Here is a 19453-nt window from a genome sequence, read left to right as displayed (position 1 = left end):
AAACATTTCTTTCATCTGGATGTATTATTTTGACATGGCTTCAGCACAACGAATACCATCTAATGCCGCCGACATAATTCCTCCAGCATATCCTGCTCCTTCCCCGCAAGGGTATAATCCTTTGATTTGTGGGTGCTCCAAGCTTTCCTGATCTCTGGGAATTTTAACCGGAGAAGATGTTCTACTTTCTAATCCTATGATTTGCCCAATATTACTCGAAAAAGTAGGGATCTTTCTATTAAAGTCACTTAAACCTAAGGCCAAAGGTTCAGCAATAAAATCAGGTAAAAATTCCCGCATTTCACCTGGTATTAATCCAGGGACATAGGATGTTTCATGAAAGGACTTACTCGTCTTTTTTTGAATAAAATCTAGTGTTAATTGTGAAATGGCTTTCTGGGTAGCACCAGACAATTCATGAGCCTTTTGCTCTAATGATTCCTGCAAATACATACCTGCTAGAGCTCCTTCAGATTTAAATGCAGCCCAATCATTTTCCAATAAACTCACCACAATGCCCGAATTGGCATAGTGGGAATCTCGTCGAGATGGAGACATACCATTCACTACAACCTGATTTTGGCTAGTAGCTGATGGAACAATAAAACCTCCAGGACACATGCAAAAAGAGAATACTCCCCGCTGTAAGCCTTTGAATTTTGTTTGACTCACTAAACTAAAACTTGCTGGTGGTAAATACTCAGGTCTTTGTTGGGTTTTATATTGACATGTATCTATTAAAGCTTGTCGATGCTCTATCCGAACACCAATAGCAAAACCTTTGGACTCAATCAATATGTTTTTTTGTCTTAATAGTTCAAAAATGTCACGTGCCGAATGCCCAGTAGCTAAAAGTAGTTTATCAGCTTTATACTCTTGATTTTGAGCAGTAATAACTCCTTTGATCTGCTTGTTTTGAATAATAAAATCAGTGACTCTTTGATGGAAATGCACCTCCCCCCCTGCCTCAATAATGGCGTCTCTCATGGATGCAATAATGGCAGGTAATTTATTGGTACCTATATGGGGATGGGCTTCATATAGTATATTACTATCAGCACCATGGGCGACAAAAGTTTCCAAGACGGACTTAATATCACCCCTTTTGGTACTTCTGGTATATAATTTTCCATCGGAATAGGTTCCTGCTCCCCCTTCACCAAAACAATAATTACTGTCAGAATCGACGATATTAAATCGATTGATGGCAGCTAAATCTCTTCTTCTTTCACGAACATCTTTTCCTCTTTCTAAAACGATGGGTTTAATCCCCAATTGAATAAGTCGGATAGCTGCAAATAAGCCAGCTGGACCACTTCCAACAATGATAACTTGTGTCGCATTCGTTTTGAGAGGATTTAATTTAGTCTGATATTGTACAGAGAAATCATGTGTTTTTTCATAAAAGCCAATTCTTAGATTTACTTTTATTTGTCTGCTTCTCGCATCAATCGATTTTTTCTCGATTCGATATTGGCAGCTATTTAATAGATTTGTGCCTAATTCAGAAATAAGAAAGGCTCGAAGCAATTCAGGAGAATGAGCGATTTCTGGACTGACTACAAAATCTTTTAGTTCTAACATCGTGTAAATTTGTACGAATTTACAAAAATCCTCTCTTTTAATGAACAAGCTTCAACATCAAGTTAGCCCCTATTTGTTACAACATCAGCATAATCCTGTTCATTGGCAACCATGGGGTCAGGAAGCTTTGCAACAAGCTAAAGACGAGGATAAGTTAATTCTAGTCAGCATTGGTTATGCTGCTTGCCACTGGTGCCATGTCATGGAGAAAGAATGTTTTGAGAATCAGGAAGTAGCAGATTTGATGAATCAACATTTTATTAATATCAAGGTAGATCGTGAAGAAAGACCAGATGTGGATATGATTTACATGGATGCTATCCAACAAATGGGATTATCAGGTGGTTGGCCATTGAATGTGTTTTTAATGCCTTCTCAAAAACCTTTTTATGGGGGAACCTATTTTCCTAAGGCGAAATGGATGAATATTTTATCTTCTGTTCAAAATGCCTTTGTGGAACATCGTGCAGAATTAGAGGCTTCAGCGGAGGGATTTGCTAATGCCATTTCTGACCATGCTTCATTATTTCACATGATGGATTTAGATTCAAGTCCTAGTTTCATTCCTGCTAGTCTACAAATCATTGTTGGCAATATGGATCCCGTATTCGGAGGAATGAATAAAGCGCCAAAGTTTCCATTACCTTCTTTATTAAAGTATTTAGAATCAACACCCCAAAAACTAGCTCAGCATACCCATGCCTATCAGGCTTCTGATGTGCAATTAAGCCGCATGGCTCAAGGAGGTATATTTGATCAATTAGCAGGAGGTTTCTCTCGTTATTCTGTTGATTCAGAGTGGTTTGCCCCTCATTTTGAAAAAATGTTATATGATAATGGCCAATTACTAGAAGCTTATGCAGCGGCCTCCCAAAGGTCAAAAAATCCTTTATATGCTGAAGTACTGGTACAAACAATTCATTTTTTAAAGTCAGAATTGTTGGCTAAAAATGGCCTATATTATGCATCCTTAGATGCTGATAGTGAAGGTATTGAAGGATTATTTTATACTTGGTCTTTCGAGGAAGTTAATGAGCTTATATCCTCTTTAGAAAACCCTGATTTTTATCGTACCTATAGCATTTTGCCTAATGGTAATTGGGAAGATGCTAGAAACATCTTATTCAAAAAAGAGGCCGTACTTAACAATACTTTTAAGGATGAATTGGGCTTACTGTTAGCTGAAAGAAATACTCGAATTAGACCTGAAACGGATACCAAGCAAATTTTGGCATGGAATGCCTATGTGCTATCTGGATTGGTTTCTACATCTCAGGCACTTTTTTCTGCGGAGATAAAACAAGATGCATTGACTTTAGCGGATGCTATAGAAAAACATTTATTAAAACCGGATGGAACTTGTTTACACCAAGCCACTTATTCGGGTAGTCCCATCGTTGGATTTCTGGATGATTATGCGGCTACTGCTTTAGCTTATATCCACTTGTATTTAATTTCTTTTGACAAAAAACATGTAGAAATAGCTAATCAAATTGTTAAAAAAGCAACCGATTTATTTGAATCCAAAGAGGAGAATTTTGCTTTATATCATTATGCACAAAATATGGATAATGAATTAATTGCAGATAAGGTTGAATTCACAGATTCGGTTTGTCCTTCTTCTAATTCTATGCTTTGCGAAGCTTTACTTTGGTTGGGTTTAATTGAATCGCAAATCAATTGCACGATGCGGGCTCAACAAATGTTGGAAACTGTCATGTCGAAGGCTCAGTCTAATCCAGCTTATTTTTCTAATTGGTTACGGATTTATTCTCAGTGGTTTGAAAATCCCCAAGCGATGATCAAATTCAATCATTCCTTTGTCATGGATCAGGGACTATTGGATTCTTTGCGCGCCTTGAATTGTACGTTGATTCCTGTGGATAATCTGCCTCAAGATAAACATTTTTTAGTTTGCGTAGGAAATCATTGCTTAGCTCCTGTCAGTACTTGGAAAGAATTACAAGCGCAATGGAAAGAGATTATTTAATTCTTTCTGGGTTTTCAGAAACAAAGGCCCCCCAGCCCTTTTTGGTACCTTTAACTGAAGAAGAAATATTATTTTGGTGGAAATGATGACATATAGCTATGCCGAGAGCGTCCGTTGCATCAAATAATTTAGTATCTAATTTGATGCCTGCTATCACTTCCACCATTTTGGCCACTTGTTCTTTAGAAGCATTGCCATTTCCTGTTACAGATTGCTTAATTTTTTTCGGCTCATATTCGACAATGGGAATACCTTTTGAAAAAGCCAAAGACATGACCATACCTTGAACACGGCCTAATTTCAACATGGATTGAATATTTTTACCAAAAAATGGAGATTCAATGGCTATTTCATCTGGTAAGAATTCTTCTATGATGCCTAATACTCTTTCATGAATCTTCAGAAATTTGGCACCTTGAGTCGTGTATTTTGTCAGGTTTAAAACACCATATTGCAGGACGGTGACTTTGGCTTTATCAATTTTTAATAAGCCATATCCCAAAAAGCGAGTACCTGGGTCTATCCCTAAAATTATTTTTTCTGCACCTGAACTCGTAATTTGCATGAATATTGGATCTGAAAAATATGTTCATTCATCGTTTACCTTCAATAGTACCCAGCATTTTTCCCAGTTTGATTTGGGATAAAAAAGCCGATGCGAAGGAAAATCAAGTGTATTTCACTTTTGACGATGGACCTAGTCCTGAAATTACCAATTTTGTCTTAGAAGAGTTAGATAAATATCAGGCAAAAGCCACTTTTTTTTGCATTGGTAAGAATATGCGCCTATTTCCTGATCTAGCCCAAAGAGTGCATGTATCTGGTCATAGTTTGGGAAATCATACCATGAATCATGTCAATGCCTGGAAAGTTACTCATGAAGATTATGTAGCCAATAAAATAGCCTGTGATGATGTGTTTTTGGACTTAGCTATTCCTAGTGTGGGATTTAGACCTCCTTATGGTCGAGTCAATCGAGCAATAATCAAAAAGGCCCATGAATGGGGACCTATTTACATGTGGTCTTTGTTAACGGGTGATTATAATGCGAGTTTATCTCCTTTATCTATATCTGAAAATTGCCTAAAAAATATTCAAGCGGGTTCTATCATTGTTTTTCATGATAGCCAAAAAGCCTATCCACATTTAAAAGTTATTTTACCCGAATTTTTAGCCTATTGTTATGACAATGGCTTTCAATTATCTGCCCTATGATTGATACTCACGCCCATTTATACGATGAATATTTTATCCAGCAATGGGATGTCGCTTATGCTGAAATGATACAAGCTGGTATAGAAGAGGTTTGGTTGCCTAATTGTGACCAAGCATCTTGGGAAGCTTTATGGAATTTATATCTGTCAAACTCGGATTTTTGCAAACCTATGTTGGGCCTGCATCCTACTTATGTAAAAGAAGATTTTGAGCAGCAATTAGCCTTTTTCGAAAAGGAATTACAAAGTAAAAAAGTACTGGCTATAGGAGAAATTGGCCTAGATTATTATTGGGATGTAAGTTTTAAATCTCAGCAAATCGCCGCTTTTGAAATCCAGTGTCATTGGGCTTTAGAACATCATTTGTGGATTGATGTCCACTGTAGAAAAGCCTATGCAGACCTTTTGGCAATTCTTAAAAAGAAAGAATTTAAAGATGTAACGGGGATTATTCACTGTTTCTCTGGGGATGCCAGAGAAGCTAATACCCTAGTGGATTTAGGCTTTACTTTGGGTATAGGCGGAGTAATAACCTATAAAAATGCCAATCTGTATCAGGATATTCAACATGTTCCTTTAACTCATTTGGTATTAGAAACAGACGCTCCCTATTTAAGTCCTGTTCCCTATCGTGGTAAACCTAATAGTCCTGCTTATCTTGGTTTAATTGCTCAAAAATTGGCTGATTATCGGGAGATAAACGTATCGGAATTAATCGAAATTACGAGTCAAAATGCTAGAGCTTTAAAAGCTTATTCAAGCTTTGATTAGTGCGTCTATTTTTTCTTTCCAAACAAACATGGCTTGTTGTAATTTGACGACATGTTTGTTTTTGGATTTTTTAAAATGTCCCCAATCACCTAGGAAAATCAATTTACCTTGATGTAGAATTCCCACCTGTTGACTTAAACTTAATATATCCATTAAATCGTGGCTGATAAGAAGGCATGGTATCTTTTCTTCTTCAACAACCTGTTTGAATATTTCGGAAAATTCTAATTTTTGTTCTGTATCCAACTGACTAAAGGGTTCATCTAAAACTAACAATTCGATCGGTTTACTGATGGCCTCTAATAGGGCTAATTTTTGCCTTTCACCACCTGATAGATGCTGGATTTTAGTGTTTCTGACTGATTTAAGCCGAAACCGTAATAAATTTTTCTGAATGAATCTTTCTAAATCCTTGGATGTCATTTTTTGCCCTAATCGGCGAAGGTATTCTTCTACTGTATGATGAGGCATTAAATGCAAATTTTGAGGGACATAGCCCACTTCTCTAAATACTTTGATCAAACGATCCATTTGAGTGTTCAATTCCCTTCCTTGAATTCTTATGGAAGCCTCTGGCTGAACAGTTTGACCAACTACGATATTCGCTATGGTACTCTTCCCTGAGCCACTTTTTCCTATGAGAGCAAATATTTCACCTGCTTTTACTTGGAAATGTATATGGTTTAAAGCAAAATGACTTGTAACTTGGTGGTGATTAATTTGAATCTCTAACATTTAAATGACTTTTTATGCTACTGTGTGGAATTGATGTAGGCACATCTTCGATTAAAGTTAGTATTGTTGATGCTGCTAAGCAAACAGTTCTTTTTTCTTGCTCCTATCCAGAGACAGAAAATGAAATTTATTCTCCTCAACCTGGCTTTGCGGAACAAGATCCTGCACATTGGTGGAATTGTACGCAACAAGCTATTTTTAAAGGAAATGCTTCGGGTACATACAATCCTTTGGATATTCATGCCATAGGAATTTCTTACCAAATGCATGGCTTGGTAGTATTGGATGAAAAACTGGAAGTGTTAAGACCTTCCATTATTTGGTGCGATTCTAGAGCTGGAGCTTTAGGAGAAAAGGCTGCCCAAGCTCTTGGGGAGGCATATTGTCAATCTCATTTACTTAACTCTCCGGGTAATTTTACTGCAGCGAAATTGGCTTGGGTGAAAGAAAACCAACCTGAGATATTTGAAAAAATCAAACATGTTGTTTTACCAGGTGATTACATCGGAGCTCAATTAACGGGGAATTTAACTTGTACCCCATCTTCTTTATCAGAAGGCATTTTTTGGGATTTTAAACAAAATAGAATTTCAACAGAATTGCTTACTTATTTTGGTTTTTCAGCTGATTTATTTCCAACCATTCAACCTGTTTTTTCAGATCACGGTCAAATTTTACCTGAAATAGCTAAAAGCCTTGGTTTCAATGAATATGTAAAAGTGACGTATAAAGCTGGGGATCAGCCTAATAATGCCTTGTCTCTAGGGGTTTTAGAACCTGGTGAAATTGCCACCACTGCTGGAACTTCCGGTGTGGTATATGGTGTGAGCGATGAGTTAAAATTTGATCAAGGGAATCGGGTAAATTCCTTTGCCCACGTGAACTACCAAAATACATTACGAAGAATTGGGGTTTTGATGTGTATAAATGGAACGGGGATTATGAACCGCTGGTTGAAGCAAAACTTTTTTCCTAGCAGTTCATATCAACAAATGAATGATGTAGCTTCTCAGGCTGAAATTGGATCTAAAGGCTTAATTGTGATGCCTTTTGGGAATGGAGCAGAAAGAATATTTCAAAACCGTGTGATTGGTGCCAGTTTTCAACAATTGGATTTGAATCGCCATCAATCCGCAGAGATTAGTCGATCCGTACAAGAAGGTATCGCCTTTTCATTAGTCTATGGTATCGAATTATTAGATAAGGTGGGTATTACGCCTCAACGATTAAAAGCAGGATTAGCTAATATGTATTTAAGTCCTGTATTTAGTCAAAGTATTGTCAACGCGGCTCAAATAGCTGTGGATTTGATGGAATCCGATGGTGCCATGGGCGCAGCTTTGGGTGCTGGTATCGGAATCGGTTATTATAATTCGCCGAAAGAGGCTGTATCTAAATTGAAAATAAAAAGAACAATTGAACCAGATTTGAAATATGCTGACGAAACGGCACAGGCATATGCCAACTGGAAAAATTTCTTACCTGCTTAAAAAAGTAAAAGCCTCCTGAAATTCAGGAGGCTTGTACCCAGAGCCGGAGTCGAACCGGCACGGGCTTGCACCCACGGGTGTTTGAGACCAGCGCGTCTACCAATTCCGCCATCTGGGCAATTCTTAATTGCGACACAAAAGTACTTCAAATCCTTCGATTTATCAAGCACCTATTTAATAATTTCTTTATTATTCGTAGCGTAGCGCATCTACAGGGTCTAATTTAGAAGCTTTAAATGCAGGATAAATTCCTGAAAATAAGCCAACTAAAATACAAACAATGATACCAGTAATCATCCAAACCCAAGGGATAATAAAACTTGCACTACCTGAACTTATTCCTTGAGCAATTAAATTTCCGATGGGAATCGCTAAAATGATCCCCCCGATTCCACCTAGTAAACAAATAACAATCGCTTCAATGAGAAATTGTTGTAGTATTCTGAAAGGTGTAGCTCCTAAGGATTTACGAATACCTATTTCTCGAGTTCGTTCCGTTACCGAAACCATCATAATATTCATTAAGGCAATAGCTGCCCCTAGTAATGTGATAAATCCAATGACGAAACCACCGATTCTCAGGGAAGAAGTGATGTTTCCAAAGCTTTTAGCTATAGAGTCTGAACGATCGATGGAAAAGGAATCTTCTGTACCTATGGGATCCATTCTTACTCTGCGCATAGCTCCTCTTGCTTCTTCCATAAAATCATCCAGATTTTTTACTTTAGTTGAAGAAGTGGTAATATCAAAGGTTAAACTTCTTCCTACAGCCATTTTTCTACCTGTTTCTAAAGGCACCATGATCACGCGGTCATCTCCCCCTCCCATCATACTTCCTTTTTTCTCTAAGATTCCCACAACTTTCAATTTTTGACCAGAGACTATAATTTCAGAATTAACGGGATTTTCTTTTTCAAAAAGTTGATCAATGACGTCTACTCCTAATAGACAAACATTATTAGCGTGTTGAAACTCTTGATTAGAGAAACTTCTTCCCATACCAACTTTATAACCCTTTAATTCCATGAAATTATCATCTATACCCACTAAACGAGTATTGGGGTTAGTTTTTTTAGAGGCATGTTTGGCTATAGCGTTGAAATTGACATTGGTTTTTAAAGACACTTTCCCTTTTGGACTAAAGAGTGCTTTGTATTTGGAGGCTTGCCGGTAATCAATATTTTTAAATCTTTTTTCCCTCTGACCTTCTCTTCTTATTTGCATGGCTGGACGGTTTCTAATGTCAAATGAATTGGCTCCCAATCCTGAAAAAGAATTGTCCACTGAACTTTGAATGCCGTCAATGGCGGTTAAAATTCCAACTAAAGAAGTAATTCCTAGTGAAATGATTAAGGCCGTTAATATCGTTCTTAGCAAATTTCCTTTGATCGATCTTAGTCCTTCAAATACGTTTTCCTTAAGATTCATGTTGTTCTCCTACCGTTTAAATTTTACCTTGCAATTTATTAGATAAATTACGTCTTAAGAAACCAATGAAAGGGCTTATTCTTCCATTAATCATTTTTTGTTCTTCATTCAGCTCATTACTAGCAAATAAGCTATTGATTCCTATGGATGACAGCCAAACTAACCATTTAAAAGCCTATGGTTTTACCTACAAGGTTTTGCAAGGTGAAGATGCGAAAGTCTCTTGGCTTTTGAACTATAAGGGTGGTTCTTTTCTGATGGAGTATAATCCGATTTTTTCCAAGGATCTTTTAAGCAAGGGTATTTCTTATCAAATTATTTCGGACCAATCTGCTGCACAAATTTTGGCAGAGGTCAATTCGGAAAGTTCCAATATGGAGCAGGCTACTTTACAGAAAGTACCTAAAATTGCACTATATTCTCCTAAATCTGCTTCTCCCTGGGATGATGCTGTGTCATTAGCCCTCACTTATGCCGAAATACCCTTTGAGACTATTTATGATCAAGATGTTCTAGATGGTAATTTGGCCAAATACGATTGGGTTCATTTACATCATGAGGATTTTACAGGGCAAATGGGAAAAATGTTTACTCAAAAAGACCAAGTGTGGTATCAATTGCAGTTGCAAGAAGATCAACAAATGGCCAAGAAAAATGGTTTTTCGAAAGTATCCCAAATGAAAGGGAAAGTGGCTTCCATGATCAAAGATTTTATGTTAGGTGGTGGATATTTATTTGCTATGTGTACCGCCACAGATACCTTTGATATAGCCTTATCCACGATTGGAATGGACGCTGTTCCTGCATTTTACGATGGAGATGCTACTTCTTCCAATATCAGTGCCGACCAGTTGAATTTTAAAAATACAGTGGCCTTTAAAGATTTCTCCCTAATTCTCAATTACCGGGTAAATGAATTCTCGACCATTGATTCGGCACCCAATTATACACAAAGACTTATAGCTGAAGAAAATGACTTTTTTGAATTGAATGAATTTTCTGCCAAATCTGACATGATACCCTGTATCTTGACTCAAAATCACCAGCAAGTAATTCATGGATTTATGGGACAAACCACAGGTTTTGCTAGTTCAACTGTCAAGTCGGAAGTGACCATTTTAGCTGAAAATGAAAGTTTAAAGGAAGTGAAATATCTATACGGACAGGTTGGGAAAGGTTTTTTTGCCTTTTTAGGAGGACATGACCCTGAGGATTACCAGCATTTTGTTAACGAAGAACATACCGATTTAAGTTTACATAAAAACTCTCCAGGATATCGATTAATATTGAATAATATTCTATTCCCTTCTGCTAAAAAGAAAAAACAAAAGACCTAGTGTAGTTTTCTTAGATAATAATCTTCACCCCGAACCAGCACCCCCTTTACCAAGGTCGTATCTGTTCCCAATCGTATATCTCCTAGCTTCGGTTGAAATACACCTTTACTGAAAAATAGGTAATCAGCCTTAGTTGGAATGGCTTGAATCCCCTGTTCAAAAGGATTTAGAGGTATTAATTTCCTGCCAAATTTTGCTCCCCATAATGGATACTCAAAGTCGTCATTAATCGTGCCTAAAGCTACAATGGCATTTTTAGGCACTAATTTTTCGAAATTTTGATATGCTGGGGTAATATCAGGACGATTGATGGTTAAAGCTGCTACTCGGTCAAGTTCTAAAATCGACTTTTTACCATAGGCATTAAATGGTAATGCTCGAATGTTTAGTCCTAAGGTAAATATGGCTGAAAGACTGATAATTACCACGACTAATCCAAAAATCATATTCGTTAACCACTGTTGTTTCCTTTCAAAAATAGAGCTGGATAGATAGGACAACAACGGGAACAAGTATATGGCAGAACTTATCATATATCTCCCTTTCCAAGGGTCATAGGCCGCTGTAAATGCCAAAGTGGCAAAATGAACCGCAAATGCCATAAGAAACAATCCTTGCATCCAATTTGGTCTTCTGATGAACATTAACAAACTTGGTAGAATGATGAATATAAAAATACTCCCATAGATGGGGCTACCATTATAAAATTCAAAACGCTTATCAAATGTAAAGGGAATGATTGTGAATTCAGTGACTTTTTCTAAACCCAAATGCAATCCTTGATCAATAGCCCTAAAAGGAGCTTTCATGGCATGGTTTACTTTCTCTACCACCATGATGTTTCTTAATCCATCCAAATTGAGCAAATCAAAACCATACCGAACGACATTTCTGCTTCCTTGAACAAATAAATTGCCTAGACTTCCGGCTCTTTCTACCGATTGATGTTGCGTGGCAGTAGGTGGCCCAATCGGATGACCATAATGAATGAAATTAGCGATATATCCCGTGGCAGCTACATACAATACCAATCCTAAAATATGGGCTATGATTAAATGTTTGATAACAAATACCGCCTTTTTCTTTATAGCTGGTAAAAAGCAATAACTATATAAAATGAACAAAGGAATAAAAGAGAATACAAACGTAATTTTATGGCTTAGAGCTAAACCAAAAGTTAAACCTGCTAAATACAAGTAAATAGTCTTTTCCTGTTTTCTATAAGCCACCAAATAGTAAACAATGGAGCACAGGTAGGCCGCAAGCACAATATCTGTTTCCGTGGTGATGGATTGCATTAGCACATTGGGCAGAAACAAAAAGAGGATACTTAAAAACAGTCTGGTCTTAAATTTAACGCCTAAATTTTTCAGTATTCCGTAAATTCCAAAAGATAATATCCAATAGGAACCTACATTGGGAAGTTTAAAAAGATATTCATTGTACCCACTCATTAAAAAAGGATAGACTTGTAGGGAACAAAAACTTCTCGGATAAGTATCAATATTCCAATTTGTCCCAATAAAATGCGACATTGATCCTCGTTGAAGAAAATATATGATTCGATTTAAATGCCCAGTCATACTATCCCATTCATTGGGAGGACTATTAAAAACGATCGTTATTTGAAGTGCGCAAACGAGCAAAAAGGACCAAAATAAACAAGCAAAAATAAACCGCTCAATGCCCGTTAATTTTAAATAAGTTTGGTGTGTCGTTTGAATGGCAGAACCTATTACTTTAAAGGCAGAGATATGCTCCATCTCAAAGGCGAATACAGGTCTTTGGAAAAAATAATACGTTAAAGATGTAATAAAGAATGGTACAATTGCCCATAAAATACGGCTATTCCATAGATCTAGAGCAGATAATCCATAGCCTGTAAGAATGATACTACTAGTATAAATGGTAAAACCAATGATTAATATTTCTTCTAAGTTTTTATTTGAAATCTTAGATGCTACCTTGTAGTTCATCAAAATAAATGAAATGAATGCGATCCAATACATGGTATGATTAATTAAAGGATTGATTCACTAAATCTGAAATCAATCTGATTTCGTCTTCTTTTATTTCGGCACTTAACGGCAAGCATAACACCCTAAGCGCTATATTTTCTGAAATAGGGCACGATTGTTTATCCACAAAACTCACGGTATTCAAGGAAGGATAAAAATATCTCCTTGGGTTTATTTGAACTGCCTGTAATGCAGCAACCGCCTTCAATAAACTGGCTTCATTGGGGAAAAGTACAGGATAATAACTGTAGTTCCGATCGATATGAACATTGAATTTTATAGCCTCCCCTGGAATCTGCAAAAGGTTATCATACAATGCACAAGCCCACTTTCTGTAATTCCTGATTTGCTCGAAATGTCCTAGATTCACCAAACCCATGGCCGCATGGAATTCCGAATTCTTTCCATTAATTCCTGCGGAGAAATATTCATCGTTCTTATGTCCAAAACTTCGCAACTCGATGATTTTGGCTGCTAATTTGGCATCATTGGTCATAACTGCCCCTCCTTCTACACTGTGGAATACCTTCGTTGCATGAAAACTGCATGTACTTACTGTACCATAATTAAATATGGATTTTCCTTTATAGGTGACGCCAAAAGCATGGGCACCATCATAAATGAGAGGAATATGGTTTTCTGCAGCTAGAGCTTCTTGGGCTTCCAAATCTCCCGCATTACCATACACATGTGTGGTTAATATGGCTTGCGTAGTAGACGTAATTTTGGACCTGATTTGAGCTGATTCTACTGTCAAGCTATGAGCATCTATATCGGCAAAAATGGGCGTAGAACCTTCCCAAAGAATGGCATTAGACGTAGCACAATAAGAAAACGGTGTGGTTATCACCTCTCCTTTAATTTGAAGAGCTTTTAAGGCTAATTGTAAGGCTATGGTACCATTCGTGACAAAAATAACATGTTCTACTTGTAAATAATCACGAAGTTTCTGCTCTAATTCCCTTAATAATGGACCGTCATTCGTTAAATGATTACTTTCCCAAACACGTTCTAAATAGCTGACATATTCTTTTAAATCAGGCAAGAACGATTTGGTAACATGTATCATAATTAGATAGAATCAGATAGTTGACGAATAGGAAAAGGAAATACCGGTCTTACATAACCCGGCCATTTGCCATACCAAGTGGTATCTTCTCTGAAATCAGCAATTTCAAAGTTAAATACTTCTTCGAAGTTATATAAGACAATGGACTTATCCTTAACAACCATGAAAGAAATATGGTAGGTCCCATCATTTAAAAAATGTCCTGGAATTTCTAAACTGGCTTGGACTAGGCCTACTCCAAAATTACCTGGAAGAGTTCCTACATTAAAAATGCACTCACCCGTACTAGCAAACAGATGTAAACTCACGTTTAATTGTTGCTTATCTTCAGTATTCCAAAATTCAATACTAATATTGATTTTGTTTCTAATATCTAAATAGGTTTGCCCCTCTAATAACTCAGGAATTAATGTCGCTCTTTTCAAGCGTATTTGTTGCGATCCAGGAGCAGAATCAAAAGATTCAAAATTTTGTTCTAATCGGTTGGTTTGAAGGGCTGCCATGTAATTAGAAAGCACCTCACCCGTTTCTCCAAATTGCTTGACCCTACCTTTTTCTAAGTGCAATGTTTTATTGCACAAATTGGCAACTGCAGTTAAATTATGACTAACGAATAATATCGTTTTATCGTTGGCAGCAACCTCCCGCATTTTACCTAATGATTTCTTTTGAAAATCAGCATCTCCCACGGCTAAAACTTCATCTACAATCAGTATTTCTGGGTTTAGGTGAGCGGAAATAGCAAAACCTAAGCGAACATACATACCTGAAGAATATCGTTTAACAGGCGTATCTAAAAAACGGGAAATTTGTTCTCCAGCAAAATCAACAATCTCATCAAATTGAGATTTGATTTCATGCTTGGACATACCCAAAATGGCACCATTTAAAAAGATATTTTCTCTACCCGTTAATTCAGGATGAAAACCTGTACCTACTTCTAATAAGCTGGCTACCTTACCTCGCACATGTATTTCACCGCTTGTTGGCTTAGTAATTTTACTTAATATCTTTAATAAGGTCGACTTCCCTGCACCATTGCTACCTACGATTCCTAACTTATCTCCTCGATTCAAAGCAAAAGAAACATCATTTACGGCCCAGAAAATTTCTTTTTCTTCTTTCGTCAATAAGTTTTTTATACCATTTTTTAGGCTGACAGCTCCTTTGTTGGCTGACAGCTCATATTTCTTAGAAACGGAATTGACTTCAATGATGTGCATAAATCTTATAAATAATCCACGAAGGAATCTTCTCTTTTGTCAAAAATGAAAATGCCCAGGATAAATACGAGGACACTAGCAATGATACTGATGCTTACATTCTGTGCAGTAAGCAAATCATATTGGTTAATTAAACATGCTCTAAACATTTCAACTAAGCCTGCCAATGGATTTAGGATATTATAGTATAGGAACCACGACTTCTCAGATAATTGTTTCGTTGTATATACAATGGGTGTGGCGAAAAAACCATATTGAACAATCAATGGGATAATTTGCTGTACATCACGGTATTTGACCGAAAAGGAAGCAAAAATTAAACCAAAACCTAAGGCAAATAAACTGGTAATAAATAATGCTACCGGCAATAAGAAAATATAGAGAGAGATACTTTGATGTAGGCTTAGTGCTAAAATGATGTAAACGGCTAATCCAACCAAAAAATCAACTAAAGAAACTGCTATTGAAGAAAAACAAATGATTAATCTGGGAAAATATACTTTGGAAATAAGATTACTATTGACTAAAATAGAATTACTGATAGCTTGAAGTGAATTAGCAAAGTAATTCCAAAATAGAATTCCAGAGAAAATGACCAATTGGATGGGGTAGCCTGAAATATCTTGAATTTTAGCTACTTGTTTATAAGCAAATAAAAACACCAACATGGTCGCTACAGGCTTAACTATAGCCCAGCTTAATCCTAAAATGGTTTGCTTGTATCTAACGGAAATGTCTCTTTTGGCTAAAATGACCAATAACTCCCAATCGCTACTTATCTCTTTGAATTTTTGTTGTATAAGATTCATGTAAACTAGGCCATTAATTCTTTATAAACACTTCGCATATATATCAACAAGGAGGTGATAAACATTCCTATGACCATGGCTACTAAGGTAATTGGACCCCAGAAATAGACTTCAATTTTGGTAGGTAGTTCCGAATCCGAAATAATAGTAAATAAGGGAGATTCTTTAATAAGGGAGAATTTTAGATTATCAAAATTCCGAACAGCTTCAAAATACATACTTTGTAGCTGAGAAGAATTCATTTGCAGTCTTTCGGCTGTAATTCTAGCACGTTGATAAATGATCTGTTGATTTTGATCGTTGTAATTTGCTAGTTTTCCTTGGGTATAGTACAAAGCTGAACGTAATGAATCTACTCGTTTATCCATGATAACTAAAAGTTCCTTGGATTTTTTTGTCTTGGTTTGAATGTAGAATTCAGTAACTGTTTTTAAATATAATTTAGACCAAGTATAGCTTAACGTATCATTACGTGTTTCTACCGTCATGGTTAAAAATGAAGACTTAGGGTTTTCGTTACTGATGACAGTATTCCCTTTTAAGTATTCATAAATAGCATTCATGATATTTCTATCTTGCTCATTAGCCTTGCTAGGATCAGTGATTTTAAAACGGTAATTAAAAAAATCATCTGGTAAATCACTCCATTCGTGCTTTTTTAAATCCGCTTTTTGTAAAAAGAAATTGGCAAATAAATCTTCTTTATCTCCAAATTTCACTTTGGTTAACATAGCTTTTCTAAATAAAGCTTTAGTTTTCAAAAGTTCTTTAAAATTTTCACCACTGAATAAAGAATTACTCGCAGTAAAACCACCCAAACCTAAGCTACTAGCGATGTCAGCTAATCCCCCACCTGCTGATCCCTCCGAATCCATGACAAAGACAATTTGCGCCTTATATATTTTATTTTGGCTTCTTATGATTTCTACACTAATTCCTAGAACCAAACCTATAAGCGCACCTATTAAAAGTTTTTTACGATGCTGTTTAAAAAACGGAATTAATAAAAAGCACTTAAATAGTAAGCGCTTGAAAGAAAATTGATCAGATCTTAACTCTGCCATGTGATTAGTTTGAAGTAGCTTTAATCAAGGTAATAATACCAATTAAACTAGTAAGGGTTCCTGTGAAAATAGATACCACTGATACAATTTGTTGTCCTGATGTCGCTTTGGATTTTTTAGGAACAATGATTTCTGCACCTTGTTCAATCTTAGGATGGAAACGTAAAAATAAGAAGGATTTAGTCCTCTTTACGGATCCATTGGAATACAAGACATAGGCTCTTTTTCGAGCTGAACTAGATGTGAAACCACCTGCCTCTGAAATGAAGTCGTAGAATGATTTTCCGTCTAAATACTTAACACTATTAGGGTAAAGAACTTCTCCTGATACTTTGACTGTTTGTGGCTCCTTAGGTATATCAATAATATCTCCTTCCAGCACATATAAGTCATCTTCACCTCCTGGATTTTTTAATGCTTTCACCAAATCAATACCAATTGTTTCTTTTGTTTTAGTCACAATGGCTGGATCTCTTTGAGTGGAAACACCAGTAAAGTTATCCTGTATTTCATTTAACTGTTCAGCCTTTCTATTTTTCTCAAATTCAGTTAATTGAATTTTACGAATCAATTTGGCTCCTTTCGGATAAGCTTGTTTATTTAAACCTCCAGCACGCAAGATAATTTCGCTTAAACGCTCATCTTTCTTTTCTAAGCCATATACGCCTGGATATACTACTTGTCCTTGGATGGTGATAAATTGCTGTAATTCATAATTAGGAGAAGAACGTATGAATACTTCATCGTAAGGTTGCAATTCAAAAGTAGATGCTGTTTCGTCTAATTGTAATTTTTTACTGATGGAGAATCGAATGATTTCTGCTATTTGTGAATTGATAGGAGTATTATCGGCCAAATTCTTCTTTCTTCTTACAATTTCTACCACTCCTGTGGCAGCAGATTCTCTTAGACCTCCAGCTTGTAAAATTAAATCTTCTACTGTCATTTTTTCCACAAAGGGTGTGGTTAACTTTAATTGGCGATTAATCAATTGATTAGCCGCTTCATTTGACTTAAGTTCTTCCGAAATCTCACTTTCAATATGGACTAAATCCGTATCCACATTAGTTTTATCCGCATAATTTTTACGATCACTTTCTTGAGAGCTTGTTACTTTTCCTGCGTTATTCTCAGCTTTTATGCTTCCATCAACTGAAGTTTCAGGATTGCTTTCATTTCTCCTATCTCTCTTTAAATTAATCTCACCGTGAATAGTCACTGTGTATCCTTCTTTTAAATCTAAAACGGAGAAAATAGACACATTATCCTCTCTTCTTAAGGCTATATCCTTGGATTTATTGTTTAAAATATCTTTCAAATTGACAGATAAATTAGTTTTAGACAAATCAGGGTTAATACGCTGAATTAAAATACGATCTAGAAAAGCATTTTCCTTCAATCCACCCGCTCTGTCGATCAATTTCAATAAACTGGAACTTCCTTCTAAGGCAAATTGACCAGGTCTGAAAACTTCGCCAATGATGGATATTTTATTTTCAAATCGGTCTTGATTCACTGATTCTACTTGAATGACATCTCCTGTTTGCGGACTGAATGAATCCATTAATGCAGAGTTGAGGTCTATCAATTTTCTTTCTCGGTTAGTGTATCGAGTAATTTTAACCAATTCCTTGAAGGCATCTTCGGTAAATCCACCCGCAAAATCTTGAACCACTTTGGATAAATTTTCATGAGGCATGATTTCAAATAAGGCAGGTCGCTTGACTTTCCCTTTCACCTCAATTCTATTCTTATAAACCCCAACTTTAATGATGTCTTGATCATGAATGTTGACGTCATTTTTCTGTATTCCAGCTGTTAAAAAATCATACAAATCGATAGTCGCAATTACTTTTTTATTACGAATCAATTGGATCTCACGATATGTACCATTTTGATTAGGACCACCCGCTAAGTATAAAACATTCATTACTCGTGCTAAAGAGGGAACAGAATAGGTGCCTGGGAATAATACCTCTCCTTGAACCGTAACATTAACAGTACGAATACTGCCCAATGAAATGGAGGCATATAAATTGGTGCTGCTTGGGCCACTACCTTCTCGACGAAGCCCAACAAATATTTGGGATAGTTTCGAAATGATTCTACTTTTCGCTTCCTCAATCGTTAATCCTGCTACATATACATTTCCAATCCGATTGATTTTGACATAACCGTCCGGACTTACTGTTAGATTATAATGCTCTTCTGAATATCCATTGATATCAATGATTAATTCATCATCAGGCCCTAAAACATATGATTTTGGAGTCGCTATTTTTAAATTCGGTTCAAATGTGCCCGTTTTATTATTAAAAATAGAATATCCAAAAATTCTTTTTCTTAAATTAAATACAGCTGTATCCTCATCGGCTATCTCACCCGCATTGCGTTTACGTTCCGCCATCAAACTATCGTAATTTTGCTTTTGCTTGGGAGTAGTCGTAATTGTTCTACGACCAACATTAGCTTGATTTTGAGGCTGATTTCTGTTTTGACTATTAGAAGGATTGTTATTCATTCGGTCCAAAAGCTGGCCTTGTACTCCGAATGGAATCGTTTGACTCATCATTTTTGTACTTAACAACAAGATTGCCATTAAGACAAAAGAAAACTTTTTGTTCATAAAGTCTTTTATTTCTAATTTGACTGCAAATTAAAGAAAAAACATGATTTAATGCTAACTTTAAAGCTAATTGCAGATTCGAGCATTGACTTACG

Annotated in this window: 15 protein-coding genes and 1 tRNA gene; 5 read left to right on the top strand and 11 right to left on the bottom strand. The window is 36.3% G+C overall.

Annotated elements, in window-relative coordinates; genetic code table 11:
- Positions 1 to 24: 24 nt before the first annotated feature.
- Positions 25 to 1584 carry an NAD(P)/FAD-dependent oxidoreductase gene (locus EWU23_RS01690; RefSeq protein ID WP_166228171.1) on the bottom strand — a complete coding sequence of 520 codons (1560 nt, stop codon included), beginning with the start codon at positions 1582 to 1584 and terminating at the stop codon, positions 25 to 27.
- 40 nt (positions 1585 to 1624) lie between these two features.
- On the opposite strand from EWU23_RS01690, the gene EWU23_RS01685 reads away from it, so the two are divergent.
- Positions 1625 to 3574, top strand: coding sequence for a thioredoxin domain-containing protein (locus EWU23_RS01685; protein ID WP_166228169.1), 1950 nt, complete (start codon positions 1625 to 1627; stop codon positions 3572 to 3574).
- Here EWU23_RS01685 and ruvC read toward each other — a convergent pair.
- Positions 3567 to 4139, bottom strand: coding sequence for a crossover junction endodeoxyribonuclease RuvC (ruvC, locus tag EWU23_RS01680; protein WP_166228168.1), 573 nt, complete (start codon positions 4137 to 4139; stop codon positions 3567 to 3569). The two genes, EWU23_RS01685 and ruvC, sit on opposite strands and share 8 nt — an antisense overlap.
- Positions 4140 to 4159: 20 nt before the next feature.
- Here ruvC and EWU23_RS01675 point away from each other — a divergent pair, with 20 nt between their 5' ends.
- Entirely contained in the window at positions 4160 to 4789 is a 630-nt protein-coding gene (locus EWU23_RS01675) for a polysaccharide deacetylase family protein (RefSeq protein WP_166228166.1), read from the top strand.
- Positions 4786 to 5559: a TatD family hydrolase gene (locus tag EWU23_RS01670; RefSeq protein ID WP_166228164.1), complete on the top strand. Its 774-nt coding sequence runs from the start codon at positions 4786 to 4788 to the stop codon at positions 5557 to 5559. The genes EWU23_RS01675 and EWU23_RS01670 overlap by 4 nt, the downstream gene beginning before the upstream one ends.
- Here EWU23_RS01670 and EWU23_RS01665 read toward each other — a convergent pair.
- Positions 5545 to 6294 (bottom strand): ATP-binding cassette domain-containing protein, encoded by a 750-nt coding sequence (locus EWU23_RS01665; protein WP_166228162.1) that lies wholly within the window; start codon positions 6292 to 6294, stop codon positions 5545 to 5547. The two genes, EWU23_RS01670 and EWU23_RS01665, sit on opposite strands and share 15 nt — an antisense overlap.
- A 14-nt stretch (positions 6295 to 6308) precedes the next feature.
- On the opposite strand from EWU23_RS01665, the gene EWU23_RS01660 reads away from it, so the two are divergent.
- On the top strand, positions 6309 to 7784 hold the full coding sequence (locus tag EWU23_RS01660; protein ID WP_166228160.1) for a xylulokinase: 1476 nt from the start codon (positions 6309 to 6311) through the stop codon (positions 7782 to 7784).
- A 34-nt stretch (positions 7785 to 7818) separates the two neighbouring features.
- Here the strand turns inward: EWU23_RS01660 and EWU23_RS01655 are convergent.
- Together EWU23_RS01655 and EWU23_RS01650 are read right to left on the bottom strand one after the other, a co-directional pair.
- A tRNA-Leu gene (locus EWU23_RS01655) sits at positions 7819 to 7902 on the bottom strand.
- Positions 7903 to 7973: 71 nt separating this feature from the next.
- Entirely contained in the window at positions 7974 to 9212 is a 1239-nt protein-coding gene (locus EWU23_RS01650) for an ABC transporter permease (RefSeq protein ID WP_166228158.1), read from the bottom strand.
- Positions 9213 to 9277: 65 nt separating this feature from the next.
- On the opposite strand from EWU23_RS01650, the gene EWU23_RS01645 reads away from it, so the two are divergent.
- The gene (locus EWU23_RS01645; protein WP_166228156.1) at positions 9278 to 10549 is read left to right on the top strand and encodes an asparagine synthetase B; all 1272 of its coding nucleotides are present in this window, start codon (positions 9278 to 9280) and stop codon (positions 10547 to 10549) included.
- On the opposite strand, the gene EWU23_RS01640 is transcribed toward EWU23_RS01645, so the two are convergent.
- From EWU23_RS01640 to EWU23_RS01615, 6 genes are read right to left on the bottom strand one after another with little or no spacing between them, the layout of a single operon-like run.
- Positions 10546 to 12525: a glycosyltransferase family 39 protein gene (locus tag EWU23_RS01640; protein WP_205753048.1), complete on the bottom strand. Its 1980-nt coding sequence runs from the start codon at positions 12523 to 12525 to the stop codon at positions 10546 to 10548. The two genes, EWU23_RS01645 and EWU23_RS01640, sit on opposite strands and share 4 nt — an antisense overlap.
- Before the next feature lie 40 nt (positions 12526 to 12565).
- Positions 12566 to 13636: a DegT/DnrJ/EryC1/StrS family aminotransferase gene (locus EWU23_RS01635; protein ID WP_166228152.1), complete on the bottom strand. Its 1071-nt coding sequence runs from the start codon at positions 13634 to 13636 to the stop codon at positions 12566 to 12568.
- Between the two features lie 2 nt (positions 13637 to 13638).
- Positions 13639 to 14859 (bottom strand): ABC transporter ATP-binding protein, encoded by a 1221-nt coding sequence (locus EWU23_RS01630; protein ID WP_166228150.1) that lies wholly within the window; start codon positions 14857 to 14859, stop codon positions 13639 to 13641.
- A 5-nt stretch (positions 14860 to 14864) separates the two neighbouring features.
- Positions 14865 to 15668, bottom strand: coding sequence for an ABC transporter permease (locus tag EWU23_RS01625; RefSeq protein WP_166228148.1), 804 nt, complete (start codon positions 15666 to 15668; stop codon positions 14865 to 14867).
- Between the two features lie 5 nt (positions 15669 to 15673).
- Positions 15674 to 16732 carry a hypothetical protein gene (locus tag EWU23_RS01620; RefSeq protein ID WP_166228146.1) on the bottom strand — a complete coding sequence of 353 codons (1059 nt, stop codon included), beginning with the start codon at positions 16730 to 16732 and terminating at the stop codon, positions 15674 to 15676.
- 4 nt (positions 16733 to 16736) lie between these two features.
- Positions 16737 to 19358 (bottom strand): SLBB domain-containing protein, encoded by a 2622-nt coding sequence (locus EWU23_RS01615; RefSeq protein ID WP_166228144.1) that lies wholly within the window; start codon positions 19356 to 19358, stop codon positions 16737 to 16739.
- Positions 19359 to 19453: the final 95 nt, after the last annotated feature.

It is taken from the genome of Aquirufa beregesia (assembly GCF_011090385.1).
In the GTDB taxonomy this organism is placed as follows: Bacteria; Bacteroidota; Bacteroidia; order Cytophagales; family Spirosomataceae; genus Aquirufa; species Aquirufa beregesia.
Note: the sequence above shows the minus strand (reverse complement) of the source record. Positions and strands in the feature narration are given on the sequence as shown.